At 64.5% G+C, this 25,642-nt stretch carries 27 protein-coding genes; 13 read left to right on the top strand and 14 right to left on the bottom strand.

Going from position 1 to position 25,642, the window contains the following annotated elements:
* Window positions 1-33: 33 nt before the first annotated feature.
* The 4 genes from HG549_RS24095 (at window position 34) to trmB (ending at window position 2,291) form a co-directional block, all read left to right on the top strand.
* Window positions 34-405 carry a DUF423 domain-containing protein gene (locus HG549_RS24095; protein WP_170033413.1) on the top strand — a complete coding sequence of 124 codons (372 nt, stop codon included), beginning with the start codon at window positions 34-36 and terminating at the stop codon, window positions 403-405.
* 104 nt (window positions 406-509) lie between these two features.
* Window positions 510-710, top strand: coding sequence for a sulfur carrier protein ThiS (gene thiS / locus HG549_RS24090; protein WP_170033411.1), 201 nt, complete (start codon window positions 510-512; stop codon window positions 708-710).
* 54 nt (window positions 711-764) lie between these two features.
* Window positions 765-1,559, top strand: a complete 795-nt coding sequence (locus HG549_RS24085; protein WP_043208630.1) for a thiazole synthase — start codon at window positions 765-767, stop codon at window positions 1,557-1,559.
* Between the two features lie 9 nt (window positions 1,560-1,568).
* On the top strand, window positions 1,569-2,291 hold the full coding sequence (gene trmB / locus HG549_RS24080; protein WP_170033409.1) for a tRNA (guanosine(46)-N7)-methyltransferase TrmB: 723 nt from the start codon (window positions 1,569-1,571) through the stop codon (window positions 2,289-2,291).
* A 245-nt stretch (window positions 2,292-2,536) separates the two neighbouring features.
* On the opposite strand, the gene HG549_RS24075 is transcribed toward trmB, so the two are convergent.
* The 9 genes from HG549_RS24075 to HG549_RS24035 form a co-directional block, all read right to left on the bottom strand.
* On the bottom strand, window positions 2,537-2,863 hold the full coding sequence (locus HG549_RS24075) for a DUF3392 family protein (RefSeq protein ID WP_023378203.1): 327 nt from the start codon (window positions 2,861-2,863) through the stop codon (window positions 2,537-2,539).
* A gap of 9 nt (window positions 2,864-2,872) precedes the next feature.
* Window positions 2,873-4,048, bottom strand: a complete 1,176-nt coding sequence (gene hemW / locus HG549_RS24070; RefSeq protein ID WP_170033408.1) for a radical SAM family heme chaperone HemW — start codon at window positions 4,046-4,048, stop codon at window positions 2,873-2,875.
* Entirely contained in the window at window positions 4,045-4,641 is a 597-nt protein-coding gene (gene rdgB / locus HG549_RS24065; protein ID WP_170033406.1) for an RdgB/HAM1 family non-canonical purine NTP pyrophosphatase, read from the bottom strand. The genes hemW and rdgB overlap by 4 nt, the downstream gene beginning before the upstream one ends.
* Entirely contained in the window at window positions 4,638-5,072 is a 435-nt protein-coding gene (locus tag HG549_RS24060) for a DUF4426 domain-containing protein (protein ID WP_170033404.1), read from the bottom strand. Before HG549_RS24060 ends, rdgB begins: the two co-directional genes overlap by 4 nt.
* A 22-nt stretch (window positions 5,073-5,094) precedes the next feature.
* Entirely contained in the window at window positions 5,095-5,715 is a 621-nt protein-coding gene (gene metW, locus HG549_RS24055; protein ID WP_170033402.1) for a methionine biosynthesis protein MetW, read from the bottom strand.
* Between the two features lie 7 nt (window positions 5,716-5,722).
* The gene (locus HG549_RS24050) at window positions 5,723-6,862 is read right to left on the bottom strand and encodes a homoserine O-acetyltransferase (RefSeq protein ID WP_170033400.1); all 1,140 of its coding nucleotides are present in this window, start codon (window positions 6,860-6,862) and stop codon (window positions 5,723-5,725) included.
* A gap of 99 nt (window positions 6,863-6,961) precedes the next feature.
* Window positions 6,962-7,552, bottom strand: coding sequence for a YggT family protein (locus HG549_RS24045; RefSeq protein WP_170033398.1), 591 nt, complete (start codon window positions 7,550-7,552; stop codon window positions 6,962-6,964).
* A gap of 10 nt (window positions 7,553-7,562) precedes the next feature.
* On the bottom strand, window positions 7,563-8,381 hold the full coding sequence (gene proC, locus HG549_RS24040) for a pyrroline-5-carboxylate reductase (RefSeq protein WP_170033396.1): 819 nt from the start codon (window positions 8,379-8,381) through the stop codon (window positions 7,563-7,565).
* A gap of 38 nt (window positions 8,382-8,419) precedes the next feature.
* The gene (locus HG549_RS24035; RefSeq protein WP_170033394.1) at window positions 8,420-9,109 is read right to left on the bottom strand and encodes a YggS family pyridoxal phosphate-dependent enzyme; all 690 of its coding nucleotides are present in this window, start codon (window positions 9,107-9,109) and stop codon (window positions 8,420-8,422) included.
* Between the two features lie 65 nt (window positions 9,110-9,174).
* Between HG549_RS24035 and HG549_RS24030 the strand changes: the two genes are divergently transcribed.
* Window positions 9,175-10,173, top strand: a complete 999-nt coding sequence (locus HG549_RS24030) for a type IV pilus twitching motility protein PilT (protein WP_170033392.1) — start codon at window positions 9,175-9,177, stop codon at window positions 10,171-10,173.
* A gap of 113 nt (window positions 10,174-10,286) precedes the next feature.
* On the opposite strand, the gene HG549_RS24025 is transcribed toward HG549_RS24030, so the two are convergent.
* Window positions 10,287-10,916 (bottom strand): C40 family peptidase, encoded by a 630-nt coding sequence (locus HG549_RS24025; RefSeq protein ID WP_170033390.1) that lies wholly within the window; start codon window positions 10,914-10,916, stop codon window positions 10,287-10,289.
* A 166-nt stretch (window positions 10,917-11,082) separates the two neighbouring features.
* On the opposite strand from HG549_RS24025, the gene HG549_RS24020 reads away from it, so the two are divergent.
* Window positions 11,083-11,499 carry a TM2 domain-containing protein gene (locus HG549_RS24020; protein WP_170033388.1) on the top strand — a complete coding sequence of 139 codons (417 nt, stop codon included), beginning with the start codon at window positions 11,083-11,085 and terminating at the stop codon, window positions 11,497-11,499.
* Between the two features lie 139 nt (window positions 11,500-11,638).
* Here the strand turns inward: HG549_RS24020 and HG549_RS24015 are convergent, their stop codons facing one another.
* The 3 genes from HG549_RS24015 to HG549_RS24005 all read right to left on the bottom strand — a co-directional run bounded on the left by HG549_RS24015 (window position 11,639) and on the right by HG549_RS24005 (window position 16,500).
* Window positions 11,639-12,337, bottom strand: coding sequence for an SPOR domain-containing protein (locus HG549_RS24015; RefSeq protein WP_170033386.1), 699 nt, complete (start codon window positions 12,335-12,337; stop codon window positions 11,639-11,641).
* A 1-nt stretch (window position 12,338) separates the two neighbouring features.
* Window positions 12,339-14,075, bottom strand: coding sequence for an arginine--tRNA ligase (gene argS, locus HG549_RS24010; protein WP_170033384.1), 1,737 nt, complete (start codon window positions 14,073-14,075; stop codon window positions 12,339-12,341).
* Between the two features lie 205 nt (window positions 14,076-14,280).
* Window positions 14,281-16,500: a primosomal protein N' gene (locus HG549_RS24005; protein ID WP_170033382.1), complete on the bottom strand. Its 2,220-nt coding sequence runs from the start codon at window positions 16,498-16,500 to the stop codon at window positions 14,281-14,283.
* A gap of 167 nt (window positions 16,501-16,667) precedes the next feature.
* On the opposite strand from HG549_RS24005, the gene rpmE reads away from it, so the two are divergent.
* From rpmE to HG549_RS23990, 3 genes are all read left to right on the top strand, one after another.
* Window positions 16,668-16,883 (top strand): 50S ribosomal protein L31, encoded by a 216-nt coding sequence (rpmE, locus tag HG549_RS24000; protein WP_003257833.1) that lies wholly within the window; start codon window positions 16,668-16,670, stop codon window positions 16,881-16,883.
* 2 nt (window positions 16,884-16,885) lie between these two features.
* A complete protein-coding gene (locus HG549_RS23995; RefSeq protein WP_170033380.1) occupies window positions 16,886-17,707 on the top strand; it encodes a thermonuclease family protein in 822 nt (273 codons plus the stop codon).
* Between the two features lie 177 nt (window positions 17,708-17,884).
* Complete coding sequence (locus HG549_RS23990) at window positions 17,885-19,153, top strand: malic enzyme-like NAD(P)-binding protein (protein WP_119371725.1); 1,269 nt, start codon at window positions 17,885-17,887, stop codon at window positions 19,151-19,153.
* 220 nt (window positions 19,154-19,373) lie between these two features.
* Here the strand turns inward: HG549_RS23990 and HG549_RS23985 are convergent, their stop codons facing one another.
* A complete protein-coding gene (locus tag HG549_RS23985) occupies window positions 19,374-21,824 on the bottom strand; it encodes a penicillin-binding protein 1A (RefSeq protein WP_372241587.1) in 2,451 nt (816 codons plus the stop codon).
* Window positions 21,825-22,018: 194 nt separating this feature from the next.
* Here HG549_RS23985 and pilM point away from each other — a divergent pair, with 194 nt between their 5' ends.
* From pilM to HG549_RS23965, 4 genes are read left to right on the top strand one after another with little or no spacing between them, the layout of a single operon-like run.
* Window positions 22,019-22,900: a type IV pilus biogenesis protein PilM gene (gene pilM, locus HG549_RS23980; protein WP_170033376.1), complete on the top strand. Its 882-nt coding sequence runs from the start codon at window positions 22,019-22,021 to the stop codon at window positions 22,898-22,900.
* Window positions 22,897-23,433, top strand: coding sequence for a PilN domain-containing protein (locus tag HG549_RS23975; RefSeq protein ID WP_170033374.1), 537 nt, complete (start codon window positions 22,897-22,899; stop codon window positions 23,431-23,433). The genes pilM and HG549_RS23975 overlap by 4 nt, the downstream gene beginning before the upstream one ends.
* Window positions 23,430-24,446, top strand: a complete 1,017-nt coding sequence (locus HG549_RS23970) for a pilus assembly protein PilP (RefSeq protein ID WP_256666017.1) — start codon at window positions 23,430-23,432, stop codon at window positions 24,444-24,446. Before HG549_RS23975 ends, HG549_RS23970 begins: the two co-directional genes overlap by 4 nt.
* Window positions 24,370-25,638: a type IV pilus secretin PilQ gene (locus HG549_RS23965; protein WP_170033372.1), complete on the top strand. Its 1,269-nt coding sequence runs from the start codon at window positions 24,370-24,372 to the stop codon at window positions 25,636-25,638. The genes HG549_RS23970 and HG549_RS23965 overlap by 77 nt, the downstream gene beginning before the upstream one ends.
* The last annotated feature ends 4 nt before the right edge of the window (window positions 25,639-25,642 follow it).

Here is a 25,642-nt window from a genome sequence, read left to right as displayed (position 1 = left end):
CCATTATACAGACCCGATCCAAGGAGTCGTCCCATGCTTCGCAGCTTCCTGATGCTCGCCGCCTTTTTCGGCTTTACCGGTGTCGCCTTGGGCGCTTTTGCGGCTCACGGCCTGAAAAGCCGGCTGACAGCCGACTACCTGGCGATCTTCCAGACCGGTGTGACCTACCAGCTGGTGCACGCCCTGGCGATCCTCGCTGTCGCGGTGCTCTCGGCCCACTTGCCCGGGCGCCTGGTCGGCTGGGCGGGCGCGCTGTTTGCCCTGGGCATCGTGCTGTTCTCCGGCAGCCTGTACCTGCTCACCCTCAGCGGCCTGGGCAAGCTCGGTATCATCACCCCGCTTGGCGGGCTGTGCTTCCTCGCCGGCTGGTTGTGCCTGGGCCTGGCGGCGTGGCGGCTGGGCTGACCGAGTGGTCCACAATCGCGACTAATGGCGCGCGCCGCCCTTGGGTTGCAGGGTGGTTCGGCGCTAGAATGCGGGCCCCCCAAAGCACAATGGTGGCCGTGCGCATGCGCATTCAACTGAACGGTGAACCTTACGAACTGCCCGCTGGCGAATCCGTCGCGGCCCTGCTGGCCCGCCTGGAACTGACCGGGCGCCGCGTCGCGGTGGAGCTGAACCTGGATATCGTGCCGCGTAGCCAGCACGACACTACGCTGCTGAATGATGGCGACCAGGTCGAAGTGGTCCACGCCATTGGTGGCGGCTGACCGCGGCCCGGCGGTTCACCTGCAAGCCCTGCAACCTTTTCCCGAGGAACAACCATGAGCAACGTTCGCAGCGACAAGCCCTTCACCCTGGCCGGGCGTACTTTCCAGTCGCGCCTGCTGGTCGGTACCGGCAAGTACCGTGACATGGAAGAAACCCGCCTGGCCATCGAGGCCTCGGGTGCCGAAATCGTCACCGTTGCCGTGCGCCGGACCAACATCGGCCAGAACCCGGGCGAGCCGAACCTGCTCGACGTGTTGCCACCGGACCGCTACACCATCCTGCCGAACACCGCAGGCTGCTACGACGCGGTCGAGGCCGTGCGCACCTGCCGCCTGGCCCGCGAACTGCTGGATGGCCACAACCTGGTCAAGCTGGAAGTGCTGGCCGACCAGAAAACCCTGTTCCCCAACGTGATTGAAACCCTCAAGGCCGCCGAAGTGCTGGTCAAGGACGGTTTCGACGTGATGGTCTACACCAGCGACGACCCGATCATCGCCCGCCAGCTGGCCGAAGCCGGCTGCATCGCGGTCATGCCCCTGGCTGGCCTGATCGGTACCGGCCTGGGTATCTGCAACCCCTACAACCTGCAGATCATCCTGGAAGAATCCAAGGTGCCGGTGCTGGTCGATGCCGGCGTGGGCACTGCTTCCGACGCCACCATTGCCATGGAAATGGGTTGCGAAGCGGTGCTGATGAACTCGGCCATTGCCCACGCCCAGCAACCGGTACTGATGGCCGAGGCCATGAAGCACGCCATCGTCGCTGGCCGCATGGCCTACCTCGCCGGCCGTATGCCGAAGAAACTCTATGCCAGCGCCTCCTCGCCGCTGGAAGGTCTGATCAAGTAAGAGCCCCTGATGACTGAATCGCACGATACGCCGAGCACCCCTGACGGCGAAGCCCGCCCGCACCGCCGCATCAAGAGCTTCGTGATGCGCGCCGGGCGCATGACCGAAGGCCAGCAACGTGGCCTGGAGCAGGGCGGCCCGCTGTACATCCTGCCGCTGGCCGACAGCCCGGTGGACTATGACCAGGTGTTCGGCCGTTCGGCGCCGCGCACCCTGGAGATCGGCTTCGGCATGGGCCATTCCCTGCTGGAAATGGCGGCTGCCGCACCGGAGCAGGATTTCATCGGTGTGGAAGTGCACCGCCCGGGCGTGGGCGCGCTGCTCAACGGCGTGCTGACCCAGGGGCTGAAGAACCTGCGGGTGTATGACTGCGATGCTATCGAGGTGCTGAACCGCTGCGTGGCGGACAACAGCCTCGACCGGCTGATGCTGTTCTTCCCCGACCCATGGCACAAGGCGCGCCACCACAAACGGCGCATCGTTCAGCTGGAGTTCGCCGAGCTGGTACGGCGCAAGCTCAAGCCGGGTGGCGTGTTCCACATGGCTACCGACTGGGAACCGTATGCCGAGTACATGCTGGAAGTGATGAGCGCTGCCCCGGGCTATCGCAACCGTGCGGCCGACGGCACCTATGTGCCACGCCCGGAAGAGCGCCCGATCACCAAGTTCGAACGCCGTGGCGAGCGGCTGGGGCATGGGGTTTGGGACTTGAAGTTCGAAAAGGTGGATTGATCGGCCGATATGGCCTTTCCACGAGAAAAACCGCCTTGAGAAGGGCGGTTTTTTTTTGCGACGGGATTGAGCGAGCCGGCTGACAACCATGGCCTCACAGGCAGGGTCACGTTGCAATAAACGTAGGAGCGGATTTATCCGCGATGCGCCGCGCGGGCGGCGCTCGATTTCCGCCCAGGCACAACAACAACGGCTTGCGCCCGCTGCCTGCAGATCACCATCGCGTTGCGCCGGTGTGGATTGGCTCAGCCGCGCCGATCAGCCACCACCCCAATCAGCACCAGCACCACCAGCAACACCGGCGCCAGTGCATAGTTGTTGAACTGGCCCAGCCCCTTCACTACCCACGGTGTGGCATAGATCAACGCCGCACCACTGCCGATCATCACCAGCAAGGCCATGAATGGCACGCGCAGGGCGCCGGCCAAACCGCCCAGGCGCTGTTCCACCCAGCCTTTGATATCGGTGCCGAACAGCACCAGCAGGCAGCCTACCAAGGCCAGCGAAATCTCCGACAGGTTGCTGCGGCTCCAGCGGGAAACCGTCGCGAGCAGATCAAGTACCAGATCCATGGGTCATCCTTAGCTCAAGAAATACTGCAGCAGGTCATTGAGGAACAGCTGGCCTCGTGGCGTGGCCACCAGTCGATCCGCTTCGACCTGCAAAAGGCCCTTTTGTTCGGCGGCGCGCCGCGCTTCACGCAGCTGTTCCAGAGGCAACCCGGTGCGCTGGGTGAACAGTTCGGCCTCTACACCCTCGGTCAGGCGCAGGGCATTCATCAGGAACTCGAACGGCAGTTCGTCGACCGGCAGCAGCTTCTCGCCGGCCTTGAACGGCTTGGCCAGGTTCAGGTAGTCCTTGGGCAGGCGGGTTTTCCAGGTGCGCAGGATGCGCCCGTCGGCGAAGGTCAGTTTGCCGTGGGCACCGGCACCGATGCCAATGAAGTCGCCAAAGCGCCAGTAATTGAGGTTGTGCCGCGCGGCGCGACCAGCCTGGGCATAGGCCGAGACTTCGTACTGGCGGAAGCCGTGCTCGGCCATCAGCGCCTGGCCGGCTTCCTGGATGTCCCAGAGGATGTCGTCCTCGGGAAGCTCCGGTGGCTGGTTCCAGAACACCGTGTTCGGCTCTACCGTCAGCTGGTACCACGACAGGTGCGTGGGCCCCAGTTCGATCGCCTGGCGCAGGTCGCCCAGCGCGTCGTCCAGCGACTGCTCGGGCAGGCCGTGCATCAGGTCCATGTTGAAGTTGTCGAAGCCGGCGGCACGCGCCATGCCGGCGGCGCGGACCGCTTCATCGCCATTGTGGATGCGCCCCAGCGCCTGCAGCTTGGCTGGCTGGAAGCTCTGCACACCGATGGACAGGCGGTTGATGCCGGTTTGCCGGTAGGCCTTGAACTTGTCCTGCTCGAACGTGCCCGGGTTGGCCTCCAGGGTGATTTCGATGTCTGGCGCAAACGCAATGCGTTGCTCCACGCCTCGCAGCAGCCGGCCGAGGGCATCGGCGCTGAACAGGCTGGGCGTACCGCCACCGAAGAAGATCGAGCTGATCGGCCGGCCTTGCACCGCGGCCAATTCCTGGTCGAGGTCGCTCAGCAGGGCTGCGACATAGGCATCTTCTGGCAGATCAGGCCCGGCGGCGTGGGAGTTGAAGTCGCAGTAAGGGCATTTGCGTACGCACCACGGGATGTGGATGTACAGCGCCAGCGGCGGCAGGCTGGTGAAACCCGCCGCGCCGGGGTTGGACAGCGTGTCGATCATGCCAGGCCCAGACGTTGACGCAGCAGGGCCATGGCGCGCGCGCGGTGGCTGAGCTGGTTCTTGTCCGCAGGGGCCAGTTCGGCGCTGGAACAGCCGCGCTCCGGTACCCAGAACAGCGGGTCATAGCCAAAGCCGTGCTCGCCACTGGCCTCGAACATGATGCGCCCGTGCCACAGGCCTTCGCACAGGATCGGCAGCGGGTCGTCGGCATGGCGCACCAGTGCCAGCACGCAGACGAACTGCGCACCGCGCTCGGCTTCGGGCACATCTTTCAGGGCCTCGAGCAGCTTGGCGTTGTTTGCTGCATCACCCTTGCCGTCGGCATAGCGCGCCGAATAGATGCCCGGGGCACCACCGAGGAAGTCCACTGCCAGGCCGGAATCGTCGGCCAGGGCTGGAAAGCCGGAAATGCGTGCGGCATTACGTGCCTTGAGGATGGCGTTCTCGACGAACGACAGGCCGGTTTCTTCCGGCTCCACCTGGCTGAACTCGCCGATCGAGCGCAGCTGCACGGACGCGCCGAGCATGGCCTGGAGTTCCTTGAGTTTGCCGGCGTTGTGGCTGGCCAATACGAGTTGCTGGAAATTCATCATTCGCCTGGGAACACTTCCTGGTTGAAGCTGAGGGAATTGCTGATGCCGCCGGTTTCGATGTTGAGGTCGAAGGTGACGGTCTCTGCGTGGTCGATCTTGAACTGGGCGATGTAGTACACCGCGCCTTGCTCGTTGATCTGCTTGAACGACAGCGGGCTGCTGCGCCCGGTCAGGTCCTTGACCGTGCCGCTGACCACCGCCATGGCGGGTTTGTTGGCGCGGCGCACGGCAATGTTGAGCACGCCCTGGTTCTTGCTGCGTACCAGGCCGGTGGCTGCAGCCACCTCTGGTGTCAGCATGCTCGAGGTGAATGCGCTGTAGTGCACCGTCACGTCGCCAAACACTTCCTTGCGCTCGGGGCGGGCAGCATCGGCAGCCAGTGCCGGCAGGGCCAGGCACAGACTGATCAGGAACAGGGCTAGGCGACGCATGGGGTGGTTCCTCCGCTGGGCGTCAGACAGCGAGCTGGTGCTCTCGCAGGCCCGGGCTGCTGACGCGGTAGATACCGATCTCACCTAGAAGATTAGGCCAAAGCCGGCCACCCCACCCATTACGGTGCAAGTGGTCGACAGCCAGGCGGTCAAGCACCCTGGCCTTGCGTTCGTGCACCAGTTCCTCGAAGTCGGCAAAGGTGCAGAAGTGGATGTTCGGCGTGTTGTACCAGGTGTATGGCATGAAGTCCGACACTGGCATGCGGCCCTTGGTCGCCAGGTACCAGCGGCAACGCCAGTGGCCGAAGTTGGGGAAGGTGATGATGCACTGGCGGCCCACGCGCAGCATCTCGTCGAGGATGCGGTCGGGGTACTCCACGGCCTGCAGGGCCTGGGTCATGATCACCACGTCGAAGCTGTTGCTGGCGAAGTTGCCCAGGCCCTTGTCCAGGTCCTGCTCGATGACGTTGACGCCCTTGGCCACGCAGGCGGCGATGTTGTCAGCGTCGATCTCCAGGCCGTAGCCGGTGACCTGCTTGCGGTCACGCAGTGAGGCCAGCAGTTCGCCGTTACCGCAGCCCAGGTCGAGTACCCGGCTGCCGGCGGGAATCCAGTCGTGGATGATTTCCAGATCGGCTCTCATGCTGTCCTCAGATGGCAATGCGGTTCATGTAGTTCGCGAAACCCTGCATGTAGCGAGGCGTGGGGATCAGGAAGGCATCGTGCCCATAGGGCGAATCGATCTCCAGATAGCAGACGTTCTTGCGTGCGGCCATCAGGGCGTTGACGATTTCGCGCGAGCGGGCCGGCGAGAAGCGCCAGTCGGTGGTGAACGACATGATGCAGTAATCCGCCTTGACGTGGGCCAGGGTGGCCGCCAGGTCGCCGCCATGGGCAGCAGCCGGGTCGAAGTAGTCCAGCGCCTTGGTCATCAGCAGGTAGGTGTTGGCGTCGAAACGCCCGGAAAACTCTTCGCCCTGGTAGCGCAAGTAGCTTTCGACCTGGAATTCGACGCTATGGAAGTCGTAGTTGAGCTTGTCGCTCTTCAGCTCACGGCCGAATTTTTCACCCATCGAGTCGTCGGACAGGTAGGTGATGTGGCCGACCATGCGCGCCAGCATCAGGCCACGCTTGGGGATCACGCCCTGGTCCTGGAACGAACCACCGTGGAATTCGGGGTCGGTGAGGATGGCCTGGCGCGCCACTTCGTTGAAGGCGATGTTCTGTGCCGACAGCTTGGGCGCCGAGGCGATATCGACACAATGGCGCACGCGCTCGGGGTAGCTGATGGTCCACTGCAGCGCCTGCATGCCGCCCAGGCTGCCGCCGACCACAGCAGCCCATTGCTGGATGCCCAGGCGTTCGGCCAGGCGTACCTGGCTGTGCACCCAGTCTTCCACGGTCAGCACCGGGAAATCCGCGCCATAGGGCTTGCCGGTGGCCGGGTTGATGCTGCTGGGGCCGGTACTGCCGTTGCAGCCGCCCAGGTTGTTCAGGCTGACCACGAAGAAGCGGTTGGTGTCGATCGGCTTGCCCGGGCCGATGCAGCTATCCCACCAGCCCGGCTTGCGGTCGGTGGCGGCATGGTAGCCAGCGGCATGATGGTGGCCGGACAGGGCATGGCAGATCAGCACGGCGTTGCTCGCGCTGGCGTTGAGGCTGCCATAGGTCTCGTAGACCAGTTCATAACTGGCCAGCGAGCGGCCACAGGCCAAGGCCAGCGGTTCATCGAACCGGGCTGTTTGCGGTACTACCAGACCGACGGAATCTTCGGGAAAGACAGTGGACATCGACCCTGCTCACGCTTGACGGAGGCGTCAGTCTAAAGAGCGCTACCCCCAGCGGCAAGCACGGGCTTGCCACTGGAAGCAACCAGGGCCGGGGGCGGCTCAGATCATCCGCCACAGCTCTTGTGGCATGCCGGCGTAGGCGGCCAGCGGCGGCATCACGAACGACTGGATCACCTGGATCGCGAGGAAGGCGAAGATCGGCGAGATGTCCATGCCGCCCAGGTTGGGCACGATGCGGCGGAACGGTGCCAGCACCGGTTCGCTGATCTGGTAGGCCAGCTCGGCGGCCGGGTTGTGGCTGTTGGGGGCGACCCAGGAAACGATCACCATGACGATCATCGCCACCCAGAAAATCTTCAGGAACAGCGAGGTGATCCCGATGATCGCCCACATCAGCAGGTGCAGGATGTCGCCGAAGGTACCGTAGGTGACCATCAGCACGAAGCCCATCAACAGCGCCTGGATGACCACCGACAGCAGCAGCGACGAGGTGTCCAGCCCGCCGACACTGGGGATGATCCGGCGAATCGGCTTGAGCAGCGGTTGGGTGGCGCGTACCGCGAACTGGCAAAGCGGGTTGTAGAAGTTGGCCTTCACCAACTGCAGCACGAAGCGCAGCAGGACGATCACCAGGTACAGGCTGACCAGGGTTTGCACCACGAAGATCGCGGCGCCGGACAGTGCATTCATCTGGAACTCCTTATTTGCCCAGTTGTTCGGCCAGTTCCGCAGAGCGCGTGGCGGCAGCCTGCAGGGCCTGCTCGACGATGGCTTCGAAGCCGCTGGCCTGGAATGACTTGATCGCCGCTTCGGTGGTGCCGGCGGGCGAGGTGACACGGCGGCGCAGCTCGGCGGCATCGACATCGCTGGCGACCGCCATGCGCGCGGCGCCCAGGGCCGTCTGCAGAGTCAGCTGGGAAGCGGTTTCGCGTGGCAGGCCGAGTTTTTCCCCCGCCGCGGTCATGGCTTCGATCAGCAGGAAGAAGTACGCCGGGCCACTGCCCGAAACAGCGGTCACGGCGTCCAGTTGCTGTTCCTGCTCCAGCCACAGGGCGGTGCCTACGGCCGACAGCAGTTGCTCGGCCTGCTGGCGCTGCTCGGCGGACACCTGTGCGGTGGCATACAGGCCGCTCACGCCTTGGCGCAGCAGGGCAGGGGTGTTGGGCATGCAGCGTACCACCGGGCGCGCGCCAACCCAGCTTTGCAGGCTGGCGCAGGTGATGCCGGCGGCGATGGAAACGATCAGCTGGCCGTCCTGCAGGTTGGGTTGCAGGGCCTGGCAAACGGCTTTCATGACCTGTGGCTTTACCGCCAGCACGATGACGTCGGCGCCGTCGATGGCCTGGGCGTTGTCCTCGAAGGTATCGATGCCGTGTTCGGCCTGGATGCGGCTGCGGGTCTCGGCGCCCGGGTCGCTGGCGCGGATCTGCGAGGCGTCCAGGCCCTGGGCACGCAGACCACCGATCAGGCTGGCGGCCATGTTGCCGGCGCCGATAAAGGCAATACGTGTCTTGCTCATGTCAGGTCCTTGTTGGAAAGAGTGAGTAAAGCATGGGATCAAGCGTGGCCGCTGTAGTCGCGGGCACCGAACAGGGCAGTACCGATACGCACCCACGTCGCGCCCTGGGCAATGGCGGCTTCCAGGTCGTGGCTCATGCCCATGGACAGCGTATCCAGGCCAAGCCCGAGGTCTTCCTGCAGCTTGCGCAGGGTGGCGAAGGCGGCCTCCTGGGCGGCGCGGTCAGCGGTGGGTTCGGGAATGGCCATCAGCCCGCGCAGGCGCAAGTTGGGCAGCGCGGCTACTGCCTTGGCCAAGGCCGGCAGGTCGGCTGCTGCGCAGCCGGACTTGCTGTCTTCGCCGCTGACGTTCACCTGCAGGCAGATATTCAGCGGCGCCAGCCCGGCAGGGCGCTGTTCCGACAGGCGTTGGGCGATCTTCAGGCGGTCCACGGAATGTACCCAGTCGAAATGTTCGGCGATGGCTTTGGTCTTGTTCGACTGAATGGGGCCGATGAAGTGCCAGATCAAGGGCAAGTCGCTGAGTGCCTGCTGCTTGTTCAGCGCTTCCTGTAGGTAGTTTTCCCCCACATCGCGCACGCCAGCGGCGTGGATTTCGCGGATGGCGCTGGCGGGCTTGGTCTTGCTCACGGCCAGCAACTGGACGCTGGCCGGATCACGCCCAGCAGCCTGGGCAGCACTGGCGATACGGGCGGAAATAGCGGAAAGGTTGTCTGCTAGGGTGGACATGGACTGATGCCGGCGGCTTTAGGGTTTGCGGCATTCTACCTACTTGCAGGCCTTTGGGGAGTCTCATGGATGTGACCGACCTGTTGGCCCTGGCCGTGGATGCGGGCGCTTCCGACCTGCATCTGGCGGCAGGCCAGATACCGATGTTGCGCCTGGATGGCGAACTGCAGCGCATGGCCATGCCGGCCTTGAGCTTGGCATCCTTGACCGAGGGCATGGCGGCGATGCTGGACGATAAGCAGCACCGGCAGTGGGTCCAGGGCAGCGAACTGGACCTGGCGCTCGATTGGCCTGTGCTTGGGCGCTTCCGGCTGAACCTGTTTCGCCAGTTGCATGGCCCGGCGGTCACCTTTCGCCTGGTTCCGGAACGCATCGCCAGCCTCGATGAACTCGACCTGAAGGATGTGTATCGAGCTGTTGCGCAGTGCAACGATGGCTTGATCCTTGTGGGCGGGCCGACTGGCAGCGGCAAGTCCAGTACCTTGGCGGCGCTGCTCGACCAGTTGAATCGAGAGCGGGCGCTACACATCATCACCCTGGAAGATCCGATCGAGGTTATCCACAGCAGCCTACGCAGCCTGGTCACCCAGCGCGAGATCGGTCGCCATTGCGAAAGTTATGCACAGGGGCTTCGCAGTGCGCTGCGCCAGGACCCGGATGTGATCATGATTGGCGAGCTGCGCGACCTGGAGACCATCCGCCTGGCGTTACGCGCTGCCGAGACCGGCCACTTGGTGCTGGCAACCGTGCACACCCGCTCGGCAGCCAACAGCATCGACCGCCTGGTGGAGGTGTTTGCGGCGGAGGAAAAGGCGCTGGTGCGGGCGATGCTGGCTGATGCGTTGCGCCTTGTGGTGGCGCAGGTGCTGGTCGGGCGTGTGGGGGGCGGGCGGGTGGCTGCGCGGGAACTGCTGGTGGCGACGCCGGCGGTGCGCAATCTGCTGCGCGAGGGGCGGATGGCGCAGTTGTGTTCGGTGATGCAGGCGGGTGGTGCAGACGGGATGCGGACGATGGAGGGGGCGATGCGAGGACTGAGGGAGCGAGGGCTGATTGAGGACTTGTAGTGGCTGTACCGGCCCCTTCGCGGGCACGCCCGCTCCCACAGGTATGGCGCTGCGGTACCTGTGGGAGCGGGCGTGCCCGCGAAGAGGCCGATACAAGGAGAGCGCCGATCTGATCAGCGCTTGGCCAGGTTCAGTTGCTGCTGTTCTTTTGGCAACACTCGCTTGGCTACTACGTAATGCTGCTGCCAGTAAGGCTTGCTCAGGGTGTCGATGCTCACCCGCTTGCCACGACGCGGGGCATGGATGAAGCGGTCGTTGCCCAGGTAGATGGCAACGTGATTGACCCGGCGGCTCTTGATATTGAAGAAGATCAGGTCGCCCGGTTTGAGGTCGCCCTTGGCCACCTTGACCCCGTGGCCCTGGGCCATGGCGTTGGAGGTGCGCGGCAGGTCGACGTCGGCGACATCATTGAAGGCGTACTTGACCAGCCCGCTGCAGTCGAAGCCTTTTTTCGGGCTGCTGCCGCCCCAGACGTAAGGGGTGCCGAGCACATTCACCGCACGGCTGAGCACATCACTGCTCTGCTTCGGCGACATGGCAATGGTTGGGCCGCTGCTGCGGCTGCTGGCGGCATTGCTCGGGCGGCTGCGCAGCGTGGTCTGCTTGACCGGTGCGTGTCTCACCGAGGCATTGCTGGTGTAGCCGGTGAAACCATTGGGAAGACGTTGCTCACGATTGGTGGCGTGGGCGGCCAGGGGCAATAATAGGCAGAGGGTCAGCCATGTCTTGAGTAAAGGCGGCATAGATGAAGCTCTTATGAATAGTTGTGTGTTGGGCGCGCAACTTTATAACAGCTTTTTGATCAATCTTTGATCCGTTGGTCGACTGTCCGGGTGCCGTACGTCGGCCTGCGACGAGAAAGTCACATTTTTTTTTAGAAAATTTTCGGATAACCCGCAGGAGCTATGCATGAACAGTTATCAGGGAGCGCCGTTTCACGATACCCACAGCAAGACCATCGGCTACCTGTTGTGGATTTTCGGCTTCACCGGGTCGCATCGCTTTTACTACGGCAAGCCCGTCACCGGCACCATCTGGTTCCTGACCCTGGGCCTGCTGGGTATTGGCTGGTTGATCGACCTGTTCCTGATCCCGTCCATGGACCGTGAGGCCGACTTGAGGTTCCAGTCCGGGCGCATCGACTACAACATCGCCTGGATCCTGCTGACCTTCCTCGGGGTGTTCGGCCTGCACCGGTTGTACCAGGGCAAGTGGGTGACCGCGATCATCTACTTCTTCACCGGCGGGCTGTGCCTGGTGGGAGTGCTGTACGACTTCTGGACGTTGAACAGCCAGGTGTCCGAGCGCAATGCGGTACGGGCTTGAGGGCCCTGGGGCTGCTTTGCAGCCCATCGCGACACAAGGCCGCTCCTGCAAAGATCGGATAACCCCTGTGGGGTTGTCGCGGTCTCTGTAGGAGCGGCCTCGTGTCGCGATAGGGGCGCAAGACGCCCCCATACGCAGGTTACTGGCGGGTTTGCCGCTGTTGCAGCAACAGGTTGCTGAAACCAGCCCCGGCCAGCTGCTTCTGCGCCCCGGTCAGCTGCTCGCGGTTGCTGAACGGGCCGACCATGACGCGGTACCAGGTTTCGTCCTTGACCGTGCCCGACTCCACCTTTACCGCCTGGCCCAGCAGGATGATCTGCGCGCGCACCTTGTCGGCGTCAGCCTGCTTGCGGAACGAGCCAGCCTGGAGGAAGAACTGCGTGGTCGCCGCTGGCTTGATCACCGGTGGCGCCGGCGGCGGGGTCTGGCCCATCAGCGCCGCCTGGGCCCGCGCCGTGTCGATCTTTGCCGCTTCGGCAGGGGTCACCGGTGTCACCGGTTGCGCCGGGACGGGCGGTGTTTTCTCGGGCACGGCTTCCGGCGGCACGATCACCTCGGTCTCCGGCAGCAGGGTATAGAAGTCATACTTCGGCTTCACCGGCTGCTGCGATGCGGCTTGTGTCGTCTTGCCGGCTTCGGCCACTTTTTCCGGCTTCTGCTGCTCGGGCTTGGCCCGCTTGATGTCGTCGCCACCAGGCTCGAGCTTCATCAGGAACACGATGAACGCGCCTACAGTCAGGCCGACCGCCAGCCATACCCAACCGGGAATCGGCTGCTTGGCCGGCGCCGTCTGACGGCTGGCGCCGCGTTTTGGGGCAGGTTTTTTCTTGGCAGCCAACTTACATGCGCTCCAGGGTTTCCAGGCCGAGCAGTTCCAGACCTTGCTTGAGGGTGCGGCCAGTCAGGGCCGCCAGACGCAGACGGCTCTGCTGCTGTTCTGCAGTTTCGGCGGCGAGGATCGGGCAGTTCTCGTAGAAGCTGGAGAACAGCCCTGCCAGGTCGTACAGGTAGCTGCACAGTACGTGCGGTGTGCCCTTGTCGGCCACGTTGTTGAGGATTTCGCCAAACTGCGCCAGGCGCGCGGCCAGGTCCTGTTCGTGCGGGGCCTGCAGCACGATGTTGCCTTCGACCTGGTCAAAGGCCTTGCCCAGCTTGCGGAACACGCCGGCCACGCGGGTGTAGGCGTACAGCAGGTAAGGCGCGGTGTTGCCTTCGAAGTTGAGCATCAGCTCGAAGTTGAAGCTGTAGTCGCTGGTGCGGTGCTTGGACAAGTCGGCGTACTTCACCGCGCCGATGCCCACCACTTCGCCGATGCGGCGCAGTTCTTCGTCGGCCAGGCTCGGGTTCTTCTCCTTGACCAGTGCGTAGGCGCGCTCCTTGGCCTCGGTGAGCAGGTCGATCAGCTTCACGGTGCCGCCGTCACGGGTCTTGAACGGGCGGCCGTCGGCGCCGTTCATGGTGCCGAAGCCCATGTGTTCCATCTGCATCGGGTGGCCGACGAAGCCTGCGCGGCGTGCGACTTCGAACACCTGGTTGAAATGCAGCGCCTGGCGCTGGTCGACGAAATACAGGGCACGGTCAGCCTTGAGCACGTTGCTGCGGTAGCGCACGGCGGCCAGGTCGGTGGTGGCGTACAGGTAGCCGCCGTCGGCCTTCTGCACGATCACTGGCAGCGGCTCGCCTTCGCTGTTCTTGAACTCCTCGAGGAATACGCACTGGGCGCCCTGGTCTTCGACCAGCAGGCCCTTGGCCTTGAGGTCGGCTACCACGTTGGCCAGGTCGGCGTTGTAGGCGCTCTCGCCCATCACGTCGGCCATGGTCAGCTTGACGTTGAGCAGCTCGTAGGTCTTCTGGCAATGCGACAGCGAGATGTCCTTGAAGCGTGTCCACAGCGCCATGCAGTCCGGGTCGCCGGCCTGCAGCTTGACCACCAGGCCGCGCGCCCGGGTAGCGAACTCTTCGGACTCGTCGAAGCGCTTCTTGGCGGCGCGGTAGAAGTTTTCCAGGTCGGACAGCTCGTCGCTGGTGATCGGGTTTTCTTCCAGGTAGGCCAGCAGCATGCCGAACTGGGTACCCCAGTCGCCCACGTGGTTCTGCCGGATCACCTCGTCGCCGAGGAATTCCAGCACCCGCGCCACGCTGTCACCGATGATGGTCGAACGCAGGTGGCCGACGTGCATTTCCTTGGCCAGGTTGGGGGCCGACATGTCGATCACCACCTTCTGCGCAGGGCCAGCCTTGCGTGCGCCCAGGTGGGCGTCGGCCAATGCGGCATCCAGGCGGTTGGCCAGGGCGGCGGTGTTCTGGAAGAAGTTGAGGAAGCCGGGGCCGGCGATCTCAACCTTGCTGATGTCGGCACTGGCGGGCAGGGCGTCGATGAGTTTTTCCGCCAGGTCGCGTGGTTTCATGCCGGCCGGCTTGGCCAGCATCATGGCGATGTTGCTGGCGAAGTCGCCGTGGGTCTTGTCCCGGGCGTTTTCCACCTGAATCGCCGGCGACAGCCCTTCAGGCAGCACACCGTCGGTGACGAGTTGGGTGAGGGCTTGCTGGATCAGCTGGCGAATGGTGTCTTTCATGGGGATCTCTTTTCGACCGCAAGCGCGGTGAGCGCTTGGATGCGCAGGTGGAAAAACTGGACATTATCCGTGGCTGGGAGCGGGTTGCCAACCTTTGGGTCCGCTTTGCAGCCCATCGCGACACAGGGCCGCTCTCCCACAGGGGGGCGCGATCCCGCTGCAGGAGCGGCCTGGTGTCGCCATGGGCTGCAAGGCAGCCCCGGTATCAGTAAAGGTCTACCGGGTCGACATCCAGCGACCAGCGCACCTGGCGCCCGCTCGGCATCTGCTCCAACACTAGCAACCAGGCACTGATCAGTCGATGCAAAGGCGCGCGGGTATTGGCCTGTATCAACAGTTGCGCGCGGAAGCGCCCGGCCCGCCGTTCCATGGGCGCCGGCACCGGCCCCAGCAGCTCGATGCCCGCCAGGCGCTGCTCGGCTACCAGGCGCTCGGCTGCGGCGCAGGCCTCGTCAAGGAAGCCTTCGGCCTGCCCGGGGCGGTGCGCTTCGGCGCGCAGCAGTGCCAGGTGCGAGTAAGGCGGCAACCCCGCGGCCCGGCGCTCCTGCAAGGCTTGTTCGGCAAACGCGAAGTAGCCCTGTTCGGTCAGTTGTACCAGCAGGGGATGGTCGGCCAGGTGGGTCTGGATGATCACCTTGCCAGGCTCTTCGGCGCGCCCGGCACGCCCGGCCACCTGCACGATCAGTTGTGCCATGCGCTCGCTGGCGCGGAAATCACCGGAGAACAGCCCGCCATCGGCGTCGAGGATTGCGACCAGGGTCACCCGCGGGAAGTGGTGGCCCTTGGCGAGCATCTGGGTGCCGACAAGGATGCTCGGCTGACCACGCTGGATGGTACTGAACAGGTTGTGCATGGCGTCCTTGCGCGCCGTGCTGTCGCGGTCCACGCGCAGGATCGGGTAATCCGGGAACAACACCTTCAGGCGCTCTTCGGCCCGTTCGGTGCCGGCGCCAACCGGGCGCAGGTCGACGTGGTTGCATTGTGGGCACTGCTGCGGCAGGCGTTCGTCATAACCGCAATGGTGGCAGCGCAGCACGCCGGAGCGCTGGTGCACGGTCATGCGCGCGTCGCAGCGCGGGCATTCCGACAGCCAGCCGCAGTCGTGGCACAGCAAGGTCGGGGCGAAGCCGCGGCGGTTGAGGAACACCAGCACTTGCTGGCCGGCCTCCAGTGTCTGCCGGATGGCCTGCTGCAACGGGCCGCTGATGCCACTGTCCAGCGGCAGGCTCTTCACGTCCAGGCGCAGCATGCGCGGTGGCCGTGCACCGCCGGCGCGCTGGTTCATGCGCAACAGGCGGTAGCGCCCGGTCAGGGCGTTGTGCAAGGTTTCCAGCGACGGCGTGGCCGAGCCGAGCAGGATCGGGATGTTCTCCTGGTGGGCGCGCACCAGCGCCAGGTCGCGGGCGTGGTAGCGCAGGCCTTCCTGCTGTTTATAGGAGCCGTCATGTTCTTCGTCGATGATGATCAGGCCGGGGTTTTTCATCGGCGTGAACAATGCCGAGCGGGTACCGATGATGATGTCCGCCTCACCGTCCCGGGCCGCCAGCCAGGCATCGAGTCGCTCGCGGTCATTCACCGCCGAATGCAGCAGGGCGATGCGGGCGTTGAAGCGCTGTTCGAAACGCGCCAGGGTTTGCGGGCCGAGGTTGATCTCCGGGATCAGCACCAGCGCCTGCTTGCCGGCTTCCAGGGTTTCCCGGATCAGTTGCAGGTAGACCTCGGTCTTGCCGCTGCCGGTCACGCCAGCCAGCAGGAACGCCGCGAAGCCGCCGAAGCCTTCGCGCACGGCGTCAAAGGCTTCGCGTTGCTCGTCGTTGAGCGGTAGTTCGGGTTGTGCCAGCCAGTGCTCGTGGCGCAGCGCCGGCAGGTGGCGGCGCACCTCGATCTGCACCAGCTCCTTGGCCAGCAGCAGGTCGAGGCTGTCCTTGTTCAGGTTGAGTTTGGTCAACAGGCTGTGGGCCACGCCATGCGGGTGCTGGGCCAGGGTCTTGAGCGCGTCGCGCTGGCGTGGGGCACGGGCGATGCGCGGGTCTTCCAGGCGGGCGCCGGGGGCGACGTGCCAGAAGCGCTCCTGGCGCATCTCGGCGGGTTCGCCCTGACGCAGCAGCGTTGGCAGGGCCCAGCTCAGGGTATCGCCCAGGCTGTGCTGGTAGTACTGGGCAGTCCACAGGCACAGCTTGAACAGCGACGGCGGGATCGGGGACAGCGGGTCGAGCAGGGCGCTGGCCGCTTTCAGCTTGTCTGCCGGCACTTCGCTGTGCTCGCAGACCTCCACCAGCACGCCGATCATTTCGCGGCGGCCGAACGGCACGCGGATACGCATGCCCGGGGTCAGGGCCTGGCGCGCCATGCTCGCCGGTGCCTTGTAGTCGAACAGGCGACGCAGCGGGGAGGGCAGGGCAAGGCGCAGGATGACGTCGGACACGCGGAAAGTCTCGGAGGGCGTTTCAAGAACTGGCGAGCCTAGCAGACGACGGTCGGTGCAAGCGACAACTTGCACTGGCGCGACGCTCTGGTATTATTCGCCGCCTAATTACGTGCGGTATTCAACAATTGGTGTTGGGTGGCGGCACGCAGCTCGAGGAAGTGACCATGAAAGCAGATATTCATCCGAACTACGAAGTAGTTGCAGTCACCTGCAGCTGCGGCAACAAGTTCGAAACTCGTTCGACCCTGGGCAGCACCCTGGCGATCGACGTTTGCAACCTGTGCCACCCGTTCTACACCGGTAAGCAGAAAGTCCTGGACACCGGTGGTCGCGTACAGAAGTTCGCCGATCGCTTCGGTATGTTCGGTACCAAGAAGTAATCATGCGCATGGCGAGCCCCTCGGGTTTCGCATTGCTGCAAAAAAAGGCGCCCCTTGTGGGCGCTTTTTTTATGGGCCTCATCTGGCACCTGCCGGCCCAGGCGTTCTGCCCGCTGCCGGACAGGCCGCAGCAGGTGGCGGTGCGCCAGGTAGTAGATGGCGATACCTTGCGTCTGGTCGATGGCCGCAGCGTGCGGCTGATAGGCATCAATGCCCCGGAGATCGGCCGTAACGGGCGTAGCAGCGAACCCTATGCGGAGGCCGCCAAGCGGCGCCTGCAGGCATTGGTCAAGGCCAGTGACGGGCGTGTCGGCTTGGTGCCGGGCATCGACAGCAAAGACAAATACGGCCGAACCTTGGCGCATATCTACGCCAGCAATGGCGACAATCTGGAAGCACAATTGCTCGGCGAGGGTTTGGGCTATCGGGTGGCGGTTGCCCCTAATGTGCGCCTTAGCGCTTGCCACCAGCTGGCCGAGCAGGCGGCGCGCAAGGCTGGCGCTGGCTTGTGGCGACGCTCGCCAGTGCTGCGTGCCGAAGAGCTGCGGCAGTCCGGTTTCGCCGTTATCGCTGGCCGTATCCAGGCGGTGCAGCGCAACCGTGGCGGAGTTTGGCTGAACCTGGACGATGCCGTGGTGCTGCAGGTTCCCGCTCGTCTGCAACGCAACTTCCCCGCCAGCTTCTTCGATAACCTCAAGGGACGCCAGGTCGAAGCGCGCGGCTGGGTGCTGGATCGTTCCCGCAAGGGCGGCCTCAAGCCAGGGCAGCGGCGCTGGGTGTTGCCATTGACCGATCCAAGCATGTTGGAACGTACTTCAGGCTAAAAGTTGTAGACATTTCGCTATTGGATTGTACACACTGTGAGCCGTATGCCCCGTGGGTTATAGCGTAAAGTCGTAGGCTAAAGGCCTTGACACAAGTGACCGGCCAGTCTTGTGGCTCCCCGGCTCTTTGCGTATCCTCGGCGGTCCGTCAGAACAGTAAACAGCGGAATGCCCACCATGTCAGACCTGAAAACCGCCGCTCTCGAATATCACGCCCAACCTCGTCCGGGGAAACTGAGCGTCGAACTTTCCAAGCCCACTGCCACCGCCCGTGACCTCGCCCTGGCCTACAGCCCAGGTGTTGCAGAGCCGGTGCGTGAAATCGGCCGTGATCCAGAGCTGGCTTACAAATACACCGGCAAGGGCAACCTGGTTGCGGTGATTTCCGATGGTACTGCCATCCTCGGTCTGGGCGACCTCGGCCCGCTGGCCTCCAAGCCGGTCATGGAAGGCAAGGGTGTACTGTTCAAGCGTTTCGCCGGTATCGACGTGTTCGACATCGAAGTGGAATCGGAAAGCCCGCAGGCGTTCATCGACACCGTTCGCCGTATCTCGATCACCTTCGGTGGCATCAACCTCGAAGACATCAAGGCGCCTGAGTGCTTTGAAATCGAGCGCACCCTGATCGAGCAGTGCGACATCCCGGTATTCCACGATGACCAGCACGGTACCGCCATCGTGACCGCAGCCGGCATGATCAACGCCCTGGAAATCGCCGGCAAGAAGCTGGAAGACGCCAAGATCGTCTGCCTGGGCGCTGGTGCTGCCGCCATCTCCTGCATGAAGCTGCTGGTGAGCATGGGCGCCAAGGTCGAGAACATCTACATGATCGACCGCAGCGGCGTGATCCACGCTGGCCGCGACGACCTGAACCAGTACAAGGCGCAGTTCGCCCACGCGACCGACAAGCGCACCCTGGCTGACGCCCTCAACGGTGCCGACGTGTTCGTCGGCCTCTCGGGCCCGAACCTGCTGAGCGCCGAAGGCCTGAAGTCGATGGCCGCCAACCCGATCGTGTTCGCCTGCTCGAACCCGGACCCGGAAATTTCGCCAGAGCTGGCTCACGCCACCCGCAGCGACGTGATCATGGCTACCGGCCGTTCCGACTACCCGAACCAGGTCAACAACGTACTGGGCTTCCCGTTCATCTTCCGTGGTGCCCTGGACGTCCGCGCCAAGCGCATCAACGAAGAAATGAAGATCGCTGCCGCCATCGCCCTGAAGGACCTGGCCAAGCTGCCAGTGCCGAAGGAAGTCTGCGAAGCCTACGGCGTCGAAGGCCTGGAGTTCGGCCGCGAGTACATCATTCCGAAGCCGCTGGACGCCCGCCTGATCACCGTCGTTTCCGACGCCGTGGCCAAGGCTGCAATCGAATCCGGCGTAGCGACCCTGCCGTATCCGAAGCACTACCCGCTGACCAGCGTGGATGACGTGTTCAACGGCTGATTGCAGCTGAGCGACACAAAAAAGCCCCGGCTCGCATGAGCCGGGGCTTTTTGTTTGCCGTCCCGATGGGCACGGCCCCTGTAGGAGCGGCCTTGTGTCGCGATGGGGCGCGCAGCGGCCCTACGATGGCAACTTCGCCGCGGGTATCGCCGGGCCGCTGTGCGGCCCTTTCGCTACACAAGGCCGCTCCTGCAGGGAGGCGGCCTGACTGCGCTCTGCGTCAGAACAGATCCATCGGCGCCGCTTCATCCGCCGGCAGCGGGCTGCCCGGCGCCGCTCCGGTGCCCAGTTCGTCCACCGAAGGCGGCGAATCCTCGGCCTTGAACAGCTCGAAGTAGGCATTTGGCGTGCTGGGCGAGGCGGCGCGACCGCTGACCGGGTCGACGCGCAGGCTGAGGATGCCTTCCGGCTCGGCAGGCGCATGCTCAGGCTTGTCCTTGAGTGCCGCACCCATGAAGCTCATCCAGATCGGTAGCGCCACGGTGCCGCCATACTCGCGGCGGCCAAGGGTCTCAGGCTGGTCGAAACCGACCCACACGGTGGTCACGTAGTCGGCGTTGTAGCCGGAGAACCAGGCGTCCTTGGACTCGTTGGTGGTACCGGTCTTGCCGGCCAGGTCGGTGCGGCCCAGGGCCAGCGCACGGCGGCCGGTGCCGCGCTTGATCACGTCCTGCAGCATGCTGGTGAGGATGTAGGTGGTCCGCCCGTCGATGATCTGTTCGGCCACGGCTGGCGCCTGCGGTGCAGAGGCTACCTGGCTGAAGGCAGGTGGGGCCTCGCCCGGCATGGCGGCGGTGCTGATCGGCTGTTCGGCTGCTGCCAGGCCAGCATGGTCCTCGGCACCCTGCGGTACGCGCGGCGGGTTGGCGGTGAACAGGGTTTCGCCGCTGCGGCTCTCGATACGCTCGATCAGGTACGGGGTTACCTTGTAGCCGCCGTTGGCAAAGGTGCTCCAGCCAGTGGCGATTTCCATCGGGGTCAGCGTAGCGGTGCCCAGCGCCAGCGACAGGTTGCGCGGCAGGTCCTGCTTGTTGAAGCCGAACTTGGCAATGTAGTCGATGGTGCGGTCCACGCCCATGGCCTGCAGCAGGCGGATCGACACCAGGTTGCGCGACTTGTACAGGGCCTCGCGCATGCGGATGGGGCCGAGGAAGGTGTTGGTGTCGTTCTTCGGTCGCCAGACCTTGTCCAGGTACTCATCGACGAACACGATCGGCGCATCGTTGACCAGGCTGGAAGCGGTATAACCGCTATCCAGGGCAGCACTGTAGATGAACGGCTTGAAGCTCGAGCCCGGCTGGCGCTTGGCCTGCATGGCACGGTTGTAGTTGCTCTGCTCGAACGAGAAGCCGCCAACCAGCGCACGGATGGCGCCGCTGTAAGGGTCGAGGGTAACCAGCGCGCTCTGTGCGCCAGGCACCTGGCTGAATTTGAGCTTGCCGTCCTCCAGGCGCTGGACGCGTACCAGGTCGCCGACCTGGGCGACATCTGCCGGTGATTGCGGCGCACGGCCCTGGGCGTTGCTGTTGATGAACGGGCGGGCCCATTTCATGGTATCCCAGGCCACCAGTTCTTCCTGGCCGCTACGGGTCAGCACCTTGAGGCCGGCCTTCTCGACCTGGGTGACGATGGCCGGCTCCAGGCCGCCCAGCATGCGCTGTTTGCCCAGTTCCTGCAGCCAGGCCGCCTGGGTGCGGCCGGGGAAGCGTGCTTCCGGCCCGCGGTAGCCGTGGCGCTCGTCATATTCGGACAGGCCGTTGAGGATGGCCTTGTTGGCCATTTCCTGCATGTCGCTGGGCACCGTGGTGGTGACGCGGAAGCCTTCGGTGTAGGCGTCGCTGCCATAACGGCCGACCATTTCGGCGCGGGCCATTTCGGCGATATAGGGTGCATTAACTTCTGGCGCGGGCACGTGGTAGCTGGCGTTGAGCGGCTCGGCCAGGGCAGCCTGGTAGCTGGCCTCGTCAATCTTGCCGAGCTTGTACATGCGGCCGAGGATCCAGTCGCGGCGCTCCTTGGCGCGCACCGGGTTGGCCAGCGGGTTGAAGCGCGACGGGGCCTTGGGCAGGCCGGCGATCATCGCCATCTGCGCCAGGCTCACATCGCGGATCGACTTGCCGTAGTACACCTGCGCAGCGGCGTCGATGCCGTAGGCACGGTTGCCCAGGTAGATCTTGTTCACGTACAGCTCGAGGATCTCGTCCTTGGTCAGCTCTCGCTCGATCTGCAAGGCCAGCAGGATCTCGTTGGTCTTGCGCGAGAAACTGCGCTCGCTGGTGAGGAAGAAGTTCTTCGCCACCTGCATGGTGATGGTGCTGCCGCCGGTCTGGATATGCCCGGTTTTCACCAACTGGGTCGCGGCGCGCATCAGGCTGCTGGGGTCGACACCGTAGTGATTGAGGAAATTGTCGTCCTCGGCTGACAGAAGCGCCTGGATGAACTGTGGGGGAATTTCCGCGAAGCGGATCGGCGAGCGGCGCATTTCGCCGAACTCGGCAATCAACTTGCCATCGCTGCTGTACACCCTGAGGGGGATCTGCAACTGGATGCTTCTGAGCGATTCGACCGAGGGCAGGCTGGGGCTAAGATACAGAAACGCACCGCTCACACCGAGTACGAGCGCGCAGATGACTGCGACGGAAGACCACCAGAAGAACTTCAGCAGGCGTATCAAGGCTTTTCGGTGTCCAGGTTGGGAGTGGATTGCACGCAGGTCCGGCGGACCAAAAAACGCTGGGCATTATAAGCATTTTTTAGCCTCTCCGGGTTACCGGTCAGGCTGCCCGTCGCCTCGATGCGCTGGCGCGGCCCGGTGTTGGCGCGGGGTTGCGACGGATCGTTGCGACAGACGACAAGGAAGCCACCATGCTAGGACGCTTCGGCAAGGATGCGGGTTCACTCGTGGGGGTGGAAATAGCCCCTGATACCGTTCGGATCGTGCAACTGCAACGGCGCAACCGGCGCTACCGGGTGCGTGTCTCGGCACAGGAGCCGTTCGAAGCGCCGGTCGGCCAGGATTGGCTGGCAGAGCCGGCAGCCGTGGTGGCTGCCTTGCGCCGCGCCTGTCGTCGCAGCGGCCTGGGGCAGCGTCGGGTAGCGCTGGCATTGCCCGCCAACCTGGTGATTTGCAAGCTGTGCCAGCTTGCGCAGGGCCAGGACGAGGCGGACATGGAGGCGCAGCTGCTGGCCGACGCAGAGCGGCTGTTTCCATTTCCGCTGGAAGACCTGGCCCTGGATTTTCAGGTAATGGGCGGCTCCCGCGCTCAGCCAGGTTGTGTCGAAGTGATGGTGGCGGCGTGCCGACAAAGCGCGATGGCGCCCCTTGAAGCCATGGTCGAGGAAGCCGGGTTGCAGTTGGAGGCCGTGGAGGTCGACAGCATTGCCCTGTGCCGCCTGTTGCCACAGGGCAGCCTTGAGGGGGCTGCACTGCTGCGTATCGACGTGCACGGCACAACGCTTTATGACTGGCAGCCGGGGCGACTGCAGCAACGTCGGGATCTGCAAGTGGCAGAGGCGGGCATGAAGGGGCAGCTGCCCGAGTGCCTGCAGGCGCTGCTTGCCGATGGGCCGCGGCCGGCATGCCTGTGGGTTGCCAGCAGCTCACCCATCGACCCGGGCTGGCTGCAAAGCCTGAGTGCCCGATTGCACGTGCCCTGCCGGCTTCTGCCTGGCTTGGCCGGCCTTGGGCAGGTCGATGGCTCGATGTTGCTGGCTTGCGCCCTGGCCCTCGGTGGGGTGCAGTCATGATGCGCCTGAACCTGCTGCCCTGGCGGGAACGGCAGCGCCAGGCCGGGCTCCGGCGCCTGCGCCGACAATTGGTCGCTGGCGCAGTGCTGGCCTTGTGTGCAGTGATGCTGGTCGACCAGCTGGCCCGTCAGCGCGGCCAGCAGCAAGCGTTGGCCCACGACCTGCGTCAGGCAGCCCTTGCAGCGCTACGCGAGCAACTGCAACCGCTGGCCGATGTGCGTGAACTGCATGAAACCCTGCTCGCCCGGGCGATGACGCTGGAGAGCCTGCGTGCCCACCAGGATGTGTTGGCCGGCGTGTTCGCGGACCTTGAGGGGGCGTTGCCGCAAGGTATCCGGTTGCTCGATCTCAGCCTTGAAAACGGCCGCCTGCAAATGACCGGGTTGGCCACCTCCGGTGCCGTGGTCGCGCAATTCATGCGCGACCTGGACCGCTCGGGGGCATTGCTCGGGCTGGAGCTCAAGCGCATCGAAAGCTTGCCGGGCGGCGATGAGTTTGTGCTCAGCGCCCGTGTTTCGGCGTTCTGGTCATGAGGCCAGCGCAGGTGCTGGCCTGGCTAGCGGTGGTCAGCCGCGCCCGCCGCTTCCGGCTGCTGGCGCCAGGGCTGGTGGCAGTGGCGGTATTTGGCCTTGGCTGCGCGATTCGTCTGCCGGCAGTGTTGCAACAGCAGGCGCAGGAGGATGCCCGGCACGTCGAGCTGGCTGAACAGCAGGCAGCCAGCGCCGCGCACCTGGCCGAACTGGAGCAGCTGCAGGCTTCCGTGGCGGTTGCCGAACGGCGTTTGCAGGAGGCGCACTGGCAACTGGCGGCTGGCGAGGGCATGAGTGATCTGCTCGAGCGCCTGGCAGCGTTGGGTCATGCGCACGGTTTGCTCATCGAGCGGGTCGTTGTACATGAGGAGGAACAACAGGCTGGCTTTCGCAAGGTACCGCTGGAGCTACAGGTGGTGGGGCGCTACGCAGCCTTGCGCCAGTGGCTGGACGACTGGTTCGGCCAGGCGCGTGTGCTGCGCAGTGGTGACCTGCGGCTCGCGGTGGCCGATGGCCAGCCTGGCCTGCTGCGCCTGCAGTTGCGGCTTGATACCTATCAGGCGCTGGCGCCCACAACGGCACCCGCTGTGCTGGCGCAAATGCCGGCCCGGGCGGCGACGGTAGTGCCGGCAATCGATCCGTTTGCCTCCGGGGCGTCGCGGCTGCCGAGCGCCGGGCTGGCCAGTGTGCCATTGGCGCAGGTGGAAATGGTCGGCAGCCTGTCGCGCGGAGCTGCGCACGAAGCACTGCTGAGGGTGGCTGGCAGGCTCTATCGGGTGCGCCCGGGCGATCGGCTGGGGCGTGACCAGGGGGTAGTGACGCAAATCGACCAGCGTCAGGTCGAAGTACGTGAGCGGGTGTTCATGGCGGGGGGCTGGCACCAACGCACGGCGCTCCTGACCCTCGCAAAGCGCCTGGGCAAGGAGGCCCCGGACCAGGATGAAACGATTGATGAAGTTGGTGCTGGCAACCCTGCTGTCGATTCCACTGGCGTCGGCAACGCCGTATCAGGGTGAGCCGCTGTCGCTGAATTTCCAGGATGTGGAGGTGCGCGCCGTGTTGCAGGTGCTGGCAGATTATGCCGGCGTGAACCTGGTAGCCAGCGATGCCGTACAGGGCAACGTCACCTTGCGTTTGCAGGATGTGCCGTGGGACCAGGCGCTTGACCTGGTACTGCGCAGCAAGGGCCTGGCCCGGCGCCAGGAAGGCAATGTGTTGCTGGTGGCGCCTGCCACCGAGCTGGCCACGCAGTCGTTCGATACCCGGGTGGGGCAGGCGCTGGAGGCGCAGTTGCAACCACTGCGCCGGGAGTTGCTACCCATCCACCATGCCAAGGCTGCCGAACTGGCGGAGTTGCTCATGGCAAGCCTGGCGGATGACGGCATCCTTGCCGGGCGGGGCAGCCTGAGTGTCGATGAGCGCACCAACACGCTGGTGCTGCACCAGCCTGCCGAGCGTCTTGCCGAGTTGCGGCAACTGGTGGCGCAGCTGGACGTGCCGGTGCGTCAGGTGGTGATCGAGGCGCGTATCGTCGAGGCCAACGTCGATTACCAGAAGAGCCTGGGGGGGCGCTGGGGTGGGCCGCTGTACCTGGAGGACCCGCAGCCGGGTAAGGACCTGTTCGTCGACCTTGGCCTGGAGCGTGCTGGCAGCAGCATCGGCCTGGGCTTGCTGCGTGGGGGCGTGCTGCTCGACCTTGAGCTCAGCGCCATGGAAAAGAGCGGCAACGGCGAGATCATCTCGCAGCCCAAGGTGGTTACCGCCGACAAGGAAACGGCCAGGATCCTCAAGGGCACCGAGGTGCCTTACCAGGAAACCAGCAAGAGCGGCGCCACCTCGGTAGCGTTCCGCGAAGCCTCGCTGTCGCTGGAGGTGACCCCGCAGATCACCCCGGACAACAAGGTGATCATGACCGTCAGGGTGACCAAGGACGAGCCGGATTACGTCAATGCCTTGAACGACGTACCGCCGATCCGCAAGAACGAGGTCAATGCCAAGGTGCGCGTGACGGACGGCGAAACGATCGTGATCGGTGGCGTGTACTCGACATCGCAAAACAATGTGGTCGACAAGGTGCCATTTTTCGGCGATCTGCCGTATGTTGGGCGGCTGTTTCGACGCGATGCATTACAAGAGAAAAAATCCGAGCTGCTGGTCTTCCTGACTCCGCGTATCATGAGTGACCAGGCGATTGCTGTGAGTCGTTGATTCT

This window comes from Pseudomonas sp. SK, from assembly GCF_012975065.1.
Classification (GTDB): domain Bacteria; phylum Pseudomonadota; class Gammaproteobacteria; order Pseudomonadales; family Pseudomonadaceae; genus Aquipseudomonas; species Aquipseudomonas anuradhapurensis.
This window is presented reverse-complemented; position numbering and strand designations above follow the sequence as displayed.

Excerpts from the sequence above, each read along its gene's own strand:
- HG549_RS24025 (WP_170033390.1), bottom strand. The coding sequence starts at position 10,916 with ATGCCGCCTTTACTCAAGACATGGCTGACCCTCTGCCTATTATTGCCC.
- hemW (WP_170033408.1), bottom strand. The coding sequence starts at position 4,048 with ATGATCGACACGCTGTCCAACCCCGGCGCGGCGGGTTTCACCAGCCTG.
- HG549_RS23970 (WP_256666017.1), top strand. The coding sequence starts at position 23,430 with ATGAGGCCAGCGCAGGTGCTGGCCTGGCTAGCGGTGGTCAGCCGCGCC.
- HG549_RS24030 (WP_170033392.1), top strand. The coding sequence starts at position 9,175 with ATGGATGTGACCGACCTGTTGGCCCTGGCCGTGGATGCGGGCGCTTCC.
- argS (WP_170033384.1), bottom strand. The coding sequence starts at position 14,075 with ATGAAAGACACCATTCGCCAGCTGATCCAGCAAGCCCTCACCCAACTC.
- pilM (WP_170033376.1), top strand. The coding sequence starts at position 22,019 with ATGCTAGGACGCTTCGGCAAGGATGCGGGTTCACTCGTGGGGGTGGAA.
- HG549_RS24075 (WP_023378203.1), bottom strand. The coding sequence starts at position 2,863 with ATGGATCTGGTACTTGATCTGCTCGCGACGGTTTCCCGCTGGAGCCGC.
- HG549_RS24060 (WP_170033404.1), bottom strand. The coding sequence starts at position 5,072 with ATGCGTCGCCTAGCCCTGTTCCTGATCAGTCTGTGCCTGGCCCTGCCG.
- rdgB (WP_170033406.1), bottom strand. The coding sequence starts at position 4,641 with ATGATGAATTTCCAGCAACTCGTATTGGCCAGCCACAACGCCGGCAAA.
- metW (WP_170033402.1), bottom strand. The coding sequence starts at position 5,715 with ATGAGAGCCGATCTGGAAATCATCCACGACTGGATTCCCGCCGGCAGC.
- HG549_RS23995 (WP_170033380.1), top strand. The coding sequence starts at position 16,886 with ATGCGCATGGCGAGCCCCTCGGGTTTCGCATTGCTGCAAAAAAAGGCG.
- HG549_RS24095 (WP_170033413.1), top strand. The coding sequence starts at position 34 with ATGCTTCGCAGCTTCCTGATGCTCGCCGCCTTTTTCGGCTTTACCGGT.
- HG549_RS23965 (WP_170033372.1), top strand. The coding sequence starts at position 24,370 with ATGAAACGATTGATGAAGTTGGTGCTGGCAACCCTGCTGTCGATTCCA.
- rpmE (WP_003257833.1), top strand. The coding sequence starts at position 16,668 with ATGAAAGCAGATATTCATCCGAACTACGAAGTAGTTGCAGTCACCTGC.
- thiS (WP_170033411.1), top strand. The coding sequence starts at position 510 with ATGCGCATTCAACTGAACGGTGAACCTTACGAACTGCCCGCTGGCGAA.
- HG549_RS24020 (WP_170033388.1), top strand. The coding sequence starts at position 11,083 with ATGAACAGTTATCAGGGAGCGCCGTTTCACGATACCCACAGCAAGACC.
- HG549_RS23990 (WP_119371725.1), top strand. The coding sequence starts at position 17,885 with ATGTCAGACCTGAAAACCGCCGCTCTCGAATATCACGCCCAACCTCGT.
- HG549_RS23975 (WP_170033374.1), top strand. The coding sequence starts at position 22,897 with ATGATGCGCCTGAACCTGCTGCCCTGGCGGGAACGGCAGCGCCAGGCC.
- trmB (WP_170033409.1), top strand. The coding sequence starts at position 1,569 with ATGACTGAATCGCACGATACGCCGAGCACCCCTGACGGCGAAGCCCGC.
- HG549_RS24050 (WP_170033400.1), bottom strand. The coding sequence starts at position 6,862 with ATGTCCACTGTCTTTCCCGAAGATTCCGTCGGTCTGGTAGTACCGCAA.
- HG549_RS24035 (WP_170033394.1), bottom strand. The coding sequence starts at position 9,109 with ATGTCCACCCTAGCAGACAACCTTTCCGCTATTTCCGCCCGTATCGCC.
- HG549_RS24085 (WP_043208630.1), top strand. The coding sequence starts at position 765 with ATGAGCAACGTTCGCAGCGACAAGCCCTTCACCCTGGCCGGGCGTACT.
- HG549_RS24045 (WP_170033398.1), bottom strand. The coding sequence starts at position 7,552 with ATGAATGCACTGTCCGGCGCCGCGATCTTCGTGGTGCAAACCCTGGTC.
- proC (WP_170033396.1), bottom strand. The coding sequence starts at position 8,381 with ATGAGCAAGACACGTATTGCCTTTATCGGCGCCGGCAACATGGCCGCC.